At 36.5% G+C, this 12,312-nt stretch carries 12 protein-coding genes; 4 read left to right on the top strand and 8 right to left on the bottom strand.

What is annotated here, in order from left to right:
• Positions 1–60: 60 nt before the first annotated feature.
• From hisD to ACIQXW_RS16545, 3 genes are all read right to left on the bottom strand, one after another.
• Positions 61–1,344, bottom strand: coding sequence for a histidinol dehydrogenase (hisD, locus tag ACIQXW_RS16555; protein ID WP_340823240.1), 1,284 nt, complete (start codon positions 1,342–1,344; stop codon positions 61–63).
• 256 nt (positions 1,345–1,600) lie between these two features.
• Positions 1,601–2,587 carry a LacI family DNA-binding transcriptional regulator gene (locus ACIQXW_RS16550; RefSeq protein WP_401022161.1) on the bottom strand — a complete coding sequence of 329 codons (987 nt, stop codon included), beginning with the start codon at positions 2,585–2,587 and terminating at the stop codon, positions 1,601–1,603.
• A gap of 623 nt (positions 2,588–3,210) precedes the next feature.
• Positions 3,211–4,395 carry an MFS transporter gene (locus ACIQXW_RS16545; protein WP_402763953.1) on the bottom strand — a complete coding sequence of 395 codons (1,185 nt, stop codon included), beginning with the start codon at positions 4,393–4,395 and terminating at the stop codon, positions 3,211–3,213.
• 109 nt (positions 4,396–4,504) lie between these two features.
• On the opposite strand from ACIQXW_RS16545, the gene ACIQXW_RS16540 reads away from it, so the two are divergent.
• Complete coding sequence (locus ACIQXW_RS16540) at positions 4,505–4,894, top strand: winged helix-turn-helix transcriptional regulator (RefSeq protein ID WP_401009331.1); 390 nt, start codon at positions 4,505–4,507, stop codon at positions 4,892–4,894.
• A 53-nt stretch (positions 4,895–4,947) separates the two neighbouring features.
• Here the strand turns inward: ACIQXW_RS16540 and ACIQXW_RS16535 are convergent, their stop codons facing one another.
• The gene (locus ACIQXW_RS16535) at positions 4,948–5,793 is read right to left on the bottom strand and encodes an aldo/keto reductase (protein ID WP_402763998.1); all 846 of its coding nucleotides are present in this window, start codon (positions 5,791–5,793) and stop codon (positions 4,948–4,950) included.
• Positions 5,794–6,072: 279 nt separating this feature from the next.
• Here ACIQXW_RS16535 and ACIQXW_RS16530 point away from each other — a divergent pair, with 279 nt between their 5' ends.
• Positions 6,073–6,570, top strand: a complete 498-nt coding sequence (locus ACIQXW_RS16530) for an RNA polymerase sigma factor (protein WP_340823236.1) — start codon at positions 6,073–6,075, stop codon at positions 6,568–6,570.
• Positions 6,551–7,075 (top strand): hypothetical protein, encoded by a 525-nt coding sequence (locus tag ACIQXW_RS16525; RefSeq protein ID WP_402763948.1) that lies wholly within the window; start codon positions 6,551–6,553, stop codon positions 7,073–7,075. The genes ACIQXW_RS16530 and ACIQXW_RS16525 overlap by 20 nt, the downstream gene beginning before the upstream one ends.
• Before the next feature lie 178 nt (positions 7,076–7,253).
• On the opposite strand, the gene ACIQXW_RS16520 is transcribed toward ACIQXW_RS16525, so the two are convergent.
• The 3 genes from ACIQXW_RS16520 to ACIQXW_RS16510 form a co-directional block, all read right to left on the bottom strand.
• Complete coding sequence (locus ACIQXW_RS16520; RefSeq protein ID WP_340823234.1) at positions 7,254–7,922, bottom strand: DUF554 domain-containing protein; 669 nt, start codon at positions 7,920–7,922, stop codon at positions 7,254–7,256.
• 62 nt (positions 7,923–7,984) lie between these two features.
• Entirely contained in the window at positions 7,985–8,803 is an 819-nt protein-coding gene (locus ACIQXW_RS16515; RefSeq protein ID WP_402763944.1) for a MerR family transcriptional regulator, read from the bottom strand.
• 187 nt (positions 8,804–8,990) lie between these two features.
• Positions 8,991–9,218, bottom strand: coding sequence for a hypothetical protein (locus tag ACIQXW_RS16510; protein WP_340823232.1), 228 nt, complete (start codon positions 9,216–9,218; stop codon positions 8,991–8,993).
• Between the two features lie 295 nt (positions 9,219–9,513).
• On the opposite strand from ACIQXW_RS16510, the gene ACIQXW_RS16505 reads away from it, so the two are divergent.
• Complete coding sequence (locus ACIQXW_RS16505; RefSeq protein WP_402763941.1) at positions 9,514–10,896, top strand: SMI1/KNR4 family protein; 1,383 nt, start codon at positions 9,514–9,516, stop codon at positions 10,894–10,896.
• 80 nt (positions 10,897–10,976) lie between these two features.
• Here the strand turns inward: ACIQXW_RS16505 and ACIQXW_RS16500 are convergent, their stop codons facing one another.
• A complete protein-coding gene (locus ACIQXW_RS16500; protein WP_402763938.1) occupies positions 10,977–12,266 on the bottom strand; it encodes a YwqG family protein in 1,290 nt (429 codons plus the stop codon).
• Positions 12,267–12,312: the final 46 nt, after the last annotated feature.

The raw sequence follows: 12,312 nt of genomic DNA, 5'->3' as shown, positions 1-12,312 counted from the left end.
CCCCCCGAATCCCCTTTTTGCGTTTTATTAATCTTCACTTACTTGCCATCATACCTAGCATTAATCATTCTTTTTTCCGTATCTTCTCACACGTAGCAGAGCTTGCTCGGCATGACCAGCAAAGTTTTCTAACTGACAAAGACGTGCTGCATATTCCCCAATGTAGGCACTTGCCTCTGGTGTTACTTTTTGATAGGTAACAGTCTTAATGAATTTTCCTACCCATAATCCACCTGTATAACGAGCAGCACCCTTAGTCGGTAATGTATGATTTGTACCAATTACTTTGTCTCCATAAGCAACATTTGTCTCAGGGCCTAAGAATAAGCAACCATAGTTCGTCATATTTTCAAGGAAGTAATTAGGATCTTCCGTTAAGATTTCTACGTGCTCAAAAGCAAGTCGATCTGCTTCAATTCTAGCTTCCTCAATTGAATCTACTAAAAGGATTTGACCATAATCTTCCCATGATACACGGGCAACATCGGCAGTTGGTAACGTTTGCAATTGACGTTCAATTTCTTTTACAGTTTCTTCTGCCAATTTTTCAGATGTTGTAATTAGCGCTCCAGGTGATGTTGGTCCATGTTCCCCTTGTCCTAAAAGATCCGTTGCTATCATTTCGGCATCTGCCGTATGGTCAGCAACTACTAATGTTTCTGTTGGACCTGCAAATAAGTCAATTCCTACGCGACCATACAATTGTCTTTTTGCTTCGGCAACGAAAGCATTCCCTGGTCCAACAATCATATCTACAGGTTCGATTGTTTCTGTACCAATTGCCATCGCAGCCATTGCTTGAATACCACCTAGAAGGTAAATTTCATCAGCACCTGCTAATGACATTGCTGCAATTGTGGCATGTGGAATTTCTCCGTTAATAGGTGGCGTACAAGCAATTACTCGTTTTACGCCTGCCACTTTCGCCGTTAAAACACTCATATGTGCAGAGGCAACCATTGGATAGCGACCACCAGGTATGTAACATCCAACACTGTTAACCGGAATATTTTTGTGACCTAAAATAACACCAGGAATATTTTCTACTTCCACATCATGTAATGAAGCTAATTGTGCCTCTGCAAATTCACGAATATTTTTTTGAGCAAATTTAATGTCCTCAATTACATCGCTAGGCACGTTGGATACGATTTCATTTATTTGTTTGTCAGTTAAACGAAACGCTTCCGGAGACCATTTATCGAATTTTTCAGATAGTTCACGAACTGCTTGATCTCCTCGCTTTTCTATGTCCTTAATTGCTTCCGATACAATTTGAGAGACCTGAGAGTCATTTATGCTTACTTCTTCTTTTGATTTTCCAGACTTCAATACTTTAACCATTGTTATTACCCCTTTATGTTTAGTTTTTCATTTTTGCATACGTATGCAGAAATTATATAAGTAAGATTATTCGAAAAATAAATGGTTGTCAACAGGTATTTATTTTCGTTATTTATATTAAATATTCACCATAACTCACGAAAAAATAATAAAAGCATCATACTATCTCTCATAAGATGCACATACATATTACTGTATGCATCCTATTTTGATATAGCATGATGCTTATGGAATAAGTCTTTACGACCTTTTTACACTATGTTGTTTTGCGCAAAATAAGGGCTCCGTCAATTTCAAGATTTTTAGCTTCACCTGAATATTCTTCTAGTTCATTAAGCAAATATTTTACAGTCTCGTCTACCATTTCTGTAATTGGTTGCTCCCATGTTGTTAGACTGTATGTAGGCCAAGCTGCCATTTCAATATTATCAAAACCTATAACTTTCGTTTCATTCGGAATAGCAATATTATTGTCCTTTAATGCATCCACTACTCCTAACGCCATAATATCATTAGCCACAAAGAACGCATCCGGTAATTGTTTTTCTAATATAATTTTACGAGTAATATTATACCCACCTTCATAAGTGTAATCAGAACTGTATTTCTGATAGTGCACGTCTTCCCCCTGTAACATAGCACTAAATCCCTTTTCCCGTTCTCTACTTGTAGATGTATTTTCATTCCCTGAAATATAAATCATCTTTGAGCAGCCGATACTTAATAGATATTCTGCAATCTTTTTACTTGCCTCAAAGTTGTTACAACATACAGAATAAAATTTATTATTATCTATTTTTCGATTAAACAGAACTAACGGTATTTGATACTTTATGAAATCTTCTGTAACCGACAAAGAAAGTGATGCATCGGTAATAACTACACCTGCAACATTATAATTAAATAATATTTCGATATCCTCTTTTTGGATTTCATCATTATTGGTGTAGACGAATAGTACGCTATAGCCATGTTTTTTTAGGGAAGTCGTAAATAGCTTTAATACTTGAGGATAGAAAGGATTTTGAACACCTTTCATCACTAAACCAATAATTTTGGATTGGTTTGTAATTAAGCTTCGTGCGAATTCATTCGGTCTATAGCCAAGCTCTTGTGCTGCTGCTAGAACCTTCTCTCTAGTTTTCGCAGATACTGACGCACCTTCAAAATACACTCTTGATACTGAAGATTGTGAAACACCAGCCAATTTTGCTACATCTTTGGCAGTAACTCCTTGTTTCATGTTGTACATAACCTCTTTCGATCTATATTTCATCTTAACATTTGGTTGTATATGCTTACACTGTGTCATCGATTAAACTATTCTCTTTAACAACAAACTACCTTAGAACTTGGGTGGAAAGCAAGTACTAGGTAGTCTATTTTATTGAAAGTCATTCCTAACTTGTACAGCCGATATGAGCCCACAAAAAAAGACCATCTATACACTAGAGGTCCTACCTATACATAACCAAAAAACTTTGTTTAATACATATTAATATTAGCTAAACGAATCATAATTTTGTTTTAAAAATTGATAGCCATTAGTTAAAACCATTACTTTATATACTTATAATAAAACTAAAAACCAAGCTAGAAGTCAAGAAAATTTAAAGGAGTGGCAATTAGGATGTATTAATTAAAGTACATTTAAATTACTTTCACTTAGATTGATATAATAGAAAAAAAGAAACTATGGTGACTTCCTTTCAAAGTATCGACAGTAGCGAAGGTTGCACCTTTCAGTGTGCCCGCGGAAAGCGCTGCATGAAAAGGAAATTGACTTCTATATTTCAAATAAAAAAGGAAGCCATAATGAGCTTCCTTTTTTATTTATCTCAACATTATTACGCAATCCTAAAAAAATTAAACTTTCTTTTTATCACAAAGATACCATAGTAGTGTAACAACCGCTGCAAGCATCACCATTAAGAATCCGTAAAGGGGTGTATGCGCTAACGATTGATGGCGAATAATAAAGCCTCCAATATATGATCCTAGAAATATACCAATGTTAAAAGCAGAAATATTTAAAGCGGAAGCCATGGAAATAGCTGATGGCACATATTTTTCAGACAGAATAACCGCATATAATTGCAAGCCTGGGACATTCATGAACATAAATAACCCCATTAGCAGTACCATAATTAATCCGATAATTGGTGATTCGAGCGTAAAGTTAATGCCAAGTAATGCTAAGGCAAGCCCAACAAAAATAATAAAGATTGCACGAAGCGGATTTTTATTAGCGAAATGACCGCCTAATGTATTACCAATAGCAACACAAATACCATAGACAACTAAAATCACAACAACAGCATGTGGTGAGTACCCCATATATTGCTCTAAAATCGGTGAAACAAACGTATAAACAACAAAGACACCACCGTAGCCAATTGCAGTAATGAAAAGTATTAATACCATGCGGATATTACCTAATACTTTGCCAATATCACGTAAAGAGATTGGGTTGCCTTTCGATAATTGGCTAGGGACTAACATCGCATTACTAATTAAACCGATAATGCCAATTACGACAATAAAGATGAACGACATACGCCAGTCCATTACTTGTCCAATAAATGTACCTAGTGGGACACCTGTTACAGTAGCTAATGTTAAACCTGTAAACATAAAGGCAATAGCACTTGCTCGTTTATTTGGTTCAACTACTTCTGCCGCAATGACAGAGGCGATGGACATAAACACACCATGTGCTAATGCTGAAATAATGCGTCCTATAATCAGGATGGAGAAAATAGGTGCTAATGCTGCTGTTAAATTACCAATTATAAAAATGGTCATAACAAGCAATAAAACTGTTTTTCGATTGAGGTGTGATGTGAAAGCTGTTAATAATGGAGCTCCAATCGTTACACCTAGTGCATATATAGAAACGGTTAAGCCTGCTGTGCTTAACGATATACCAAAGTTATCTTTAATTAATGGGAGAAGACCAACACTGATAAATTCAGTGGACCCTATTCCAAACGCACTAATTGCAAGTGCAAGCAATGTTAATTTAGCATTTGGCTTTTTTAATTGTGACATACAAATACTATCTCCTTTGATTTTTCTTTGCATGTGTAGTAATATTCAGTACATATCTAAATGACCCATAGAGTACTTTTAGTTACTTTTGTATATTACGGAGGTTACAATGCAAAAATTATATAATATTGGTGTGGAAGCGACGCTTGAAGTAATCGGCGGAAAATGGAAACCGATTATTCTTTGTCATTTAAACCACCATGGTAAAATTCGAACAAATGAGTTTCGACGATTGATTCCAAAAATTTCACAAAAGATGCTTACAAGCCAATTACGAGAGTTAGAGCAAGCTGGACTAATCGATCGCAAAGTCTTTAATCAAGTACCGCCCAAAGTTGAATATTCCTTAACGCCTTATGGAGAAGGAATGGAACCTATTTTGAACATGCTTTGCACTTGGGGCGAAAATCATATTGAAGTATTACAGGAAAAAGGCGAAGATGTCGTTTTAAAACAACGTGATGAAGATATCGCTATCGCTATGCAGCAAACATCATAATGAGGGAAGAAAGAGACTGTCACACACTAGACAGTCTCTTTCTCTTTTTATGCTTATAGCGCAAAGTCAAAGTCATCTGGGTTTGGTCCAACACGTTGTTCAATGTTCATTGAATTGATAGAAGCCATTTCTTCGTCTGTTAAATGAAAGTCAAAAATATCGGCATTTTGCATCATGCGTTCTCTACGCACAGATTTTGGAATTGTGATCACTCCATTTTGGACATCCCAACGCAAAATAACTTGAGCGATTGATCTCCCATATTTTGTAGCGATTTTAGAAATGGTCTCATCTTCAAGAAGCCCGCCTTGCATTAAAGGTGCCCATGCTTCTAGTTGAATTTGGTGCTTGTCACAAAATGCACGAAGTTCCACTTGCTGTAAGCGTGGGTGGAATTCCACTTGATTGATAACAGGTTTAATACGAGCAAATGATAATAATTTTTCTAAATGTGCTACAGTGAAGTTACATACGCCAATTGCTTTAATCTTGCCTTGTTCATATAAATCTTCAAGCGCTCTCCAAGATTCAGCATACTTATCTTTACCTGGCCAATGAATAAGGTAAAGATCTAAATAATCTAACCCTAATTTTTGTAGACTCTCTTCATATCCAGCAATTGTTTCCTCATAGCTTAATCCATCATTCCATACTTTTGATGTAATAAACAGCTCTTCACGACGTAAACCAGTAGATGCTAGCGCTAGTTTTATACCTTCCCCTACACCCGCTTCATTGCCATAAATTGCAGCAGTATCGATGCTTCGATATCCAACCTCGATAGCGTTTTTAACCATCTCTGCAGTAGCATCATTCTCTACTTGAAAAACACCTAACCCCATACCAGGCATTTGTAACCCGTTATTTAATGTGATTGTATCTTGTAAATGATTCATTATTTTTATTCCTCCAATATGTGTTTGCTTGATTGCTTTCTCATTATGTAGTCTCGAAAGAGGAAAAAAAAGTACGCACATTTTAGTTTCATAGTAACGTCGAGGTAACATTTGTGCGTTGGCAATGATTAGCGGAATAAAATTTTTTATAATTACAGGAGAAAATAAGAATAAGGTAAATGGGAAATAAAATGAACTTCCCCACTAAATATTAAAAAAATTAATTCTCAATGAAAAATAACGGCATCCTCAGTTGTATTTAAAGTGAAAGGAGGTGGTGGGGTGCATCATTCTCTAGAAGTTCATGACGCATTGCATCGGGCTCTGGACTTATACTCCCATAGTCTGATAAAAGTGGCATTCGCATATTTAAAAAATGTAGCGGACGCTGAAGAGGTTGCACAGGAGGTATTTTTAACTTATTTGCAGAATCCCCCTGTATTCAACAACGATGAACATGAAAAAGCTTGGCTCATACGCACTACCATTAACAAAAGCAAAAATATGCTGAAAACCGGCTGGTTCCGCAGCAGAAATCCAATTCCTGAGGATTTAAGCTACCTCCCTAAGGAAGAGAACGAGTTATTACAGGCAGTATTAGCTCTAGATAAAAAATATCGGATTCCTATCCATCTGCACTATTATGAGGGATATACGATTCAGGAAATTGCAGAGATCCTACAGGCTAAGCCAGCAACAGTGGGGACTTGGCTTGCGCGTGGACGCCTTCATTTAAAAGAAAAGATTGGAGGGCTTGAGAATGAGGAAGTCTGTCTATAAATCTGCGATGGAGCAGGTGAAGATAAACGATAGATTCAAAGAAGAAACTTATAAAAAATTTATGCAATCTACAGCAATTAAGGAGGAATATAGAATGAAAAATAGCATGAAATTATCCTTAAAGAACTTGGGCATGATAGTCACAGTTTGTACAGTATTGACAGGGACGTACACGATGATACAGCATTCGAAGACCGACACGCAAAGTACATTAGTGGAAATAGATAAACCGCAAACTACAGCCAAAGCAGTGGTGAATATTGAAGGGACGATTACTGAAGTCAATGCAAACGGCAATAGCTTTAAAATCGGTGATTTATGGGTAACGGTAACGAACAAAACCCAACTAGGGATTAAAGGGCCAACTGCAGCAAAACCATCAGAAGAACTATTGCAAAAAGAATTTAAAGTTGGAAACTTCATTTCGGGTTACACATCTCAAGATGTTAGTACTGGAAAAGTCACTGCCGACGTAATCTACAACAATATGGCCCCTGTAGAATAAGTGATTCTCGATACTACAAGATTTTTAATCCTAAGGAGATACTACCCTTCCTAAATAAGTTAGTTAAATAATAAATTTTAGTGCATAAAACACACACAAATTTGGTTCATTACAAATTGATGTGTGTTTTCTCTTTAAATGTAGTTCAAGATTTCTTAGCCCATAATAAAAGGAATTACTAGATAAATAAAAATACAATAACTGGGATAAGTAATGCTGGCAAAAGATTTAAAGTATTAAATTTTTTAATGCCCAAAATACTTAAACCTGACGCTAAAATTAATATACCTCCTATAATTGTCAATTCATTTAGAAGATCATTATTGATGGAGCTCCCCATTAAAATAGCAATTAAATAAATGGAACCTTGCCATACAAATAACACAATTCCTGATATAGCTATCCCAATACCAAATGTAGTTGCTAAAACAATCGAAGTAATGCCATCTAATATACCATTTGCAAGTAGATACGTATAATCTCCCTTTAACGCAGCCTCTACAGGACCTAATATAGATAATGTGCCAATACAAAATAATAAAATAGCCGTCGATAACCCTTCTGCTAAATTGCCTTTAGAATATTTATTAACTAAAGCATTAAATTTTAATTCCAAATTAAGTTTTTGGCCGATTAATCCACCTACAGCTAAACTTACAATAAAAAGTACCGGATATTTGCTTGAAGGTAAATGTTGTACAAGTGCATTTATTCCTAATCCCATAGCAGCTAAGCCCATAGCCTGCATAAGGATATTATGATAATCATCTTTTATCCCATTTTTAAAGACGCTTCCAACAATGCTTCCGATTATTATCATCATTGTATTAAATATTGTTCCAAACATAATGATTTCTCCTTTAGATAATTGTGCCTAAGTAAAAAATAAACCCTCCTGTATGGGGAGGGTCAACACTTTATTGGTATTTGAATTTCTGTCAGATAGTCTTCTTTCCTTTCAGAAATATAATGGTCAATGATTGTCCTTTCAATGGTGTCTCCGATAATTTGAAAACCATTATCTTTTATACAATTCAGCAAGGATTTATACTGTACAGGAGAATTATTATGATTTCCATTATAATAAATACATGCATACTTTCCTTCCGGAAGAGTTGTTACTAAAGGACTTTGAATATCATCTTCCTCGACTAAAATAAAGATGGAGTTATATTCATTAAACTTGTTATTCAATAAATCACGAATACTAATTGTTAAACCGACTCCCCCAATAAATATAGAAGAGTTCATATTGGACGAATTCTCTAGTTGTCGTAGAGAAACTTCCAGTTGAGGTTCTGAACTGATTTTTTCCATTAACCTTACTATCTTTCTCTCTTTTATTTCCTTTATGAATGGAACTTCTAATTCCTTTATTTCTTGTGCTAATTTTATATCCTTGATTCGATGTTGAAATCTGCGGTTAATTTGTTCCAGTTCTTTAATTTTCACTTCAGTTAATCGTTGCTGTTCCTCTAAGAGATGCAAAAAACCGTTGATATCCCTGTGATCCAGATGTCTTTTAATTTCCTTTAATGAAAAACCTAATTCCTTTAAATAATTTATAGTATTCACTTGTTCAAATTGTTCCGTTGAATAGTATCTATAACCGTTGTTGCTATCTGTATGTACAGGTTTTAACAAGTCAATTTCATCATAATATCGAAGAGTTTTAATGGTTGTATTATGAAGCTTAGCCATTTCTCCAATTGAAAATCTATTTTTCATGTAAATCTCCCTTTAAAAAACTTAATATTATCACTATCATACTCGAATATGGTAGCCCACTAAAAGTTAACTTTTCTAAAGCTTAATTAGCATATCGTAGTACTACGTCACTCCCTGTCGTTGCCCGTGACTAACTTCATCATAATAAAAAGCCACTCCAAAAATGGATGTGACTTAATACATTAAATTAATCAAATGTTACTACATCTTGTACTACCGATACCTTATAAACACCTTTCGTACTAATTAATATCGTTTTATAATTTTCTGTTTCAGTAAATGAATACCAGGACTTTTCATTGAACCCATTAAAAATTTCTTCTACAAATGTTTCTTGTCCAATATTATTCTTGATTTTATATTCTTCTTCACGACTTTCGTTGAAGTGAAACTTTACTGTATATTCATAATCCATAAGCCAACACCCCCCATCTACCTATATCATGGGACAAATGGGAATGAAGTAATCAACTAAAATTTTAAGAATAATAAAAAGGCACTTAGTAGTTGAAGTGAGTAAGTTAATTACGTATTTCAAGGCAAAAAAAAAATGAGTCCAATGAAATATTAAACTCATTCCCTTAAATTTCTTCATAGTTGTAACATAAAGGAAAATTCTAGAATCCTTTTTTAATAGATGTTACTATTTTAAAGTAGAGGCTACCAGAAACATATGTAGTTATGATGTAAATAATCATTTGGAGGTAGACATGGAACAAAAGCTAATTGATCAATTGATTGCATGGCATGAAGTAGACGAACATCAGCGAATTATCGATTCGCTTTTAGCAATTCCTGAAGAAGAGCGCGACTATGAAGCAATTAGCATTATGGCAAGAGCCTATAACAATTCGGGGCTTTACGAAGAAGCGCTCCATCAATTCGGTAAGATTGCTGAGGCTGGCAAACAGGATTCTCTATGGCATTATCGGGTTGGCTTTGCTCTTTATTATTTACAGCGATATGAGGAAGCAGTCCAAGCTTTTAGCAGGTCAGATCAATTAGAGCCTGGTGTTCAAAGTACGGAATATTTTTTGAGACAGAGTACTCATAAAGCGGAGAAGCAAAAAAAAGAAGAACTCCGGCTTGCCAAAAAGAAAGATTCCTTGGCGCGTGGCGGTTCCCTTGCAAAGAAAATTCCTTTTTCAGACATGTTTCTAACTGATTTCTGGGATGACAGCGAGTACGCAAGAACATCCTACCAATGTGATCCCCCTACGGATGAACTAATCGATTCTATAGAAAAAGAACTTGGCTATAAGCTCCCCTCCTCTTATATTTATCTTATGAAGCAGCAAAATGGTGGGGTGCCAATGAACACTTGCTTTCCAACAGAGGACCCTACATCCTGGGCTGAGGATCATATTGCCATTACAGGAATTGCGGGTATTGGGCGCGAGAAAAGCTATTCCCTGTGCGGAGATTTGGGTAGTCCGTTTATGATTGAGGAATGGGGATATCCAGACATTGGAGTCGTAATCTGTGATTGTCCATCAGCCGGTCATGATGTTGTGATGCTAGACTATCGAGCTTGCGGTAGGAATGGTGAACCTGAAGTTATTCATGTCGACCAAGAAGATGATTATGAGATTACCTTCCTTGCTGACAATTTTGAAGAGTTTATTAAAGGCTTAGTGAGCGAAGAACAATATGATACTTCTGAAGAAGACAAAGAAATAGCTCTTGATAAAGTAGCGCGCGGCAAATTTTCACCTCTGCTAGAGGAGTTGTGCTCTCAGGTAACTGAAGTGGCTCAGGTGGAACAAAAAATTCGCAACATATGTACACGAATTGTCGAAGAGAAAGGCCATTTTAGTTTTCATGCAGATGAATTATCCTATGTCATGTATGATGTGCAGTTTTGGTTATATACCAAGTCGTATCCAGACACTAATTACGATCAATATGTATCCATTTATCAGAACATCATCGCATTTGGCGGAGAATTCGGTCAAGGCGGATATGCTCCTGCCTTTATTACAGATTGGCTTGATAACCGCCTGAAGGAAGGACGTATTGTAAAAAATCTCGGCATTATTCACTTTACCGATTCCTATATAGATGAAGTAATGAATAAGTTAAAAGAAGCCTAAGCAAAGAGCTCGCTGTTAAAGCGGGCTCTTTTTCTCATTTTGTTCTTCTAGTGGCGGTCCCTGAAATGCAACAACAGTTTTCAGCTTTGCTGATATACCGTTGCTGTCATACTGTCTTTTGGACATATAAACATATAAAAAATACCTTCTGCATATTCGTCGAAATCAGCATAATCAATCTGCCCAATGAATTGCATTCTTCGTTCACAACAAGGACAAAGCGGATACTCCGGCTCTTGTACCCAGCTAGGATGGCCACCAATCTGCGAATCAAATTGTGACATCGTCCAAACTGCAGCATAATACGGTGTTTGCGGTTTATGTGAAAGGACTAAACTAGGTACGGTTTCCGCTTCACTGCTTAGGTCATCGATATCAGGAAGATAAGCAGGTTTTTGATTATGGCGGCTCCAAACAGGCACGCTATGATTGTCCAATTCCATGTATATTGTGCTAAAGCCCCCACATACATCACAGGTTATGACCTGTAGGTTCTCCATCTGCAAGTTGAGATATTTTAATGACGGATGGGAGGTAGCTACGTCCATCAACTTCGTTAACTCCCTGTTACACCATGGACACGTTAAATGGCTTGACTCTAGAAAATGAGCATGATGGTCTTCGTTTAGATTATCCAACTGTTGGTCTGCTTGCCTAATTGCATAACATAAATGGTTAATTAGATTACGCTTCTTTCCGTCTGGGGTAAGCTCCCATCCTCCATCAAGTGCGTACGTTTCAGGCGTTACAAACAACTGCTCCGCCCATGTTGGTGGCTGCATTTGCCATTCCCGAAACTGCTCTGTAACAACAATATCTTCAATCCAGCCAAGTACTAGGAGGAGATGATTTCGGTTGTCTTCATCCCATTTCACCTGCTCTAAAAGCAGATTTCGTATGCCTTGTGGTGCATCTTTATAAAGAATCGGATTATCAAACAAGCCGCGCTCTATAAGCTCAGGCAAAGCATCTGATATATTATCATCCCGATAGCACACTAGAGATAATAAAATATCCTCTGCTTCACTTTCATTGTTACTAGCGAGTAATTCCATTGCATATTTCAGCATACAGTCCGCTTCTTGGTCTGATAAAGATATGTACATATGCTCCATGCTTAACGGATACGAAACATACTGGATAAGTGGGTCATACTTTTTCGGTGCATGCATCACCTTCAGGATATCAACATGATCTGTTAAGCCTTCGTAGAGATTTACCGTTTTGCGGTGCTGCTCAATATAAATTTGTTGCTTTTTTCGTTCCTGCTCTTGATGGCACGGCATGCAAATACCACCTGTTTTGTCTGCGGTGCTCGGCAAAATTGTTGCGCTGCAGCCTTCTGTCTTGCAAGGTATTCGTTCTACCATACTTGATTACCCCCTTAAAGATAAAGGATTGTTTTTGTATCAAAAA

It is taken from the genome of Lysinibacillus sp. NPDC097162 (genome assembly GCF_044762185.1).
Classification (GTDB): Bacteria; Bacillota; Bacilli; order Bacillales_A; family Planococcaceae; genus Lysinibacillus.
This window is presented reverse-complemented; position numbering and strand designations above follow the sequence as displayed.

What these genes read in the sequence shown, in the direction of transcription:
- ACIQXW_RS16510 (WP_340823232.1), bottom strand. Translation starts at nt 9,218, where the DNA reads ATGGATTATGAATATACAGTAAAGTTTCACTTCAACGAAAGTCGTGAA.
- ACIQXW_RS16540 (WP_401009331.1), top strand. Translation starts at nt 4,505, where the DNA reads ATGCAAAAATTATATAATATTGGTGTGGAAGCGACGCTTGAAGTAATC.
- ACIQXW_RS16520 (WP_340823234.1), bottom strand. Translation starts at nt 7,922, where the DNA reads ATGTTTGGAACAATATTTAATACAATGATGATAATAATCGGAAGCATT.
- ACIQXW_RS16515 (WP_402763944.1), bottom strand. Translation starts at nt 8,803, where the DNA reads ATGAAAAATAGATTTTCAATTGGAGAAATGGCTAAGCTTCATAATACA.
- ACIQXW_RS16545 (WP_402763953.1), bottom strand. Translation starts at nt 4,395, where the DNA reads ATGTCACAATTAAAAAAGCCAAATGCTAAATTAACATTGCTTGCACTT.
- ACIQXW_RS16500 (WP_402763938.1), bottom strand. Translation starts at nt 12,266, where the DNA reads ATGGTAGAACGAATACCTTGCAAGACAGAAGGCTGCAGCGCAACAATT.
- ACIQXW_RS16505 (WP_402763941.1), top strand. Translation starts at nt 9,514, where the DNA reads ATGGAACAAAAGCTAATTGATCAATTGATTGCATGGCATGAAGTAGAC.
- hisD (WP_340823240.1), bottom strand. Translation starts at nt 1,344, where the DNA reads ATGGTTAAAGTATTGAAGTCTGGAAAATCAAAAGAAGAAGTAAGCATA.
- ACIQXW_RS16550 (WP_401022161.1), bottom strand. Translation starts at nt 2,587, where the DNA reads ATGAAACAAGGAGTTACTGCCAAAGATGTAGCAAAATTGGCTGGTGTT.
- ACIQXW_RS16525 (WP_402763948.1), top strand. Translation starts at nt 6,551, where the DNA reads ATGAGGAAGTCTGTCTATAAATCTGCGATGGAGCAGGTGAAGATAAAC.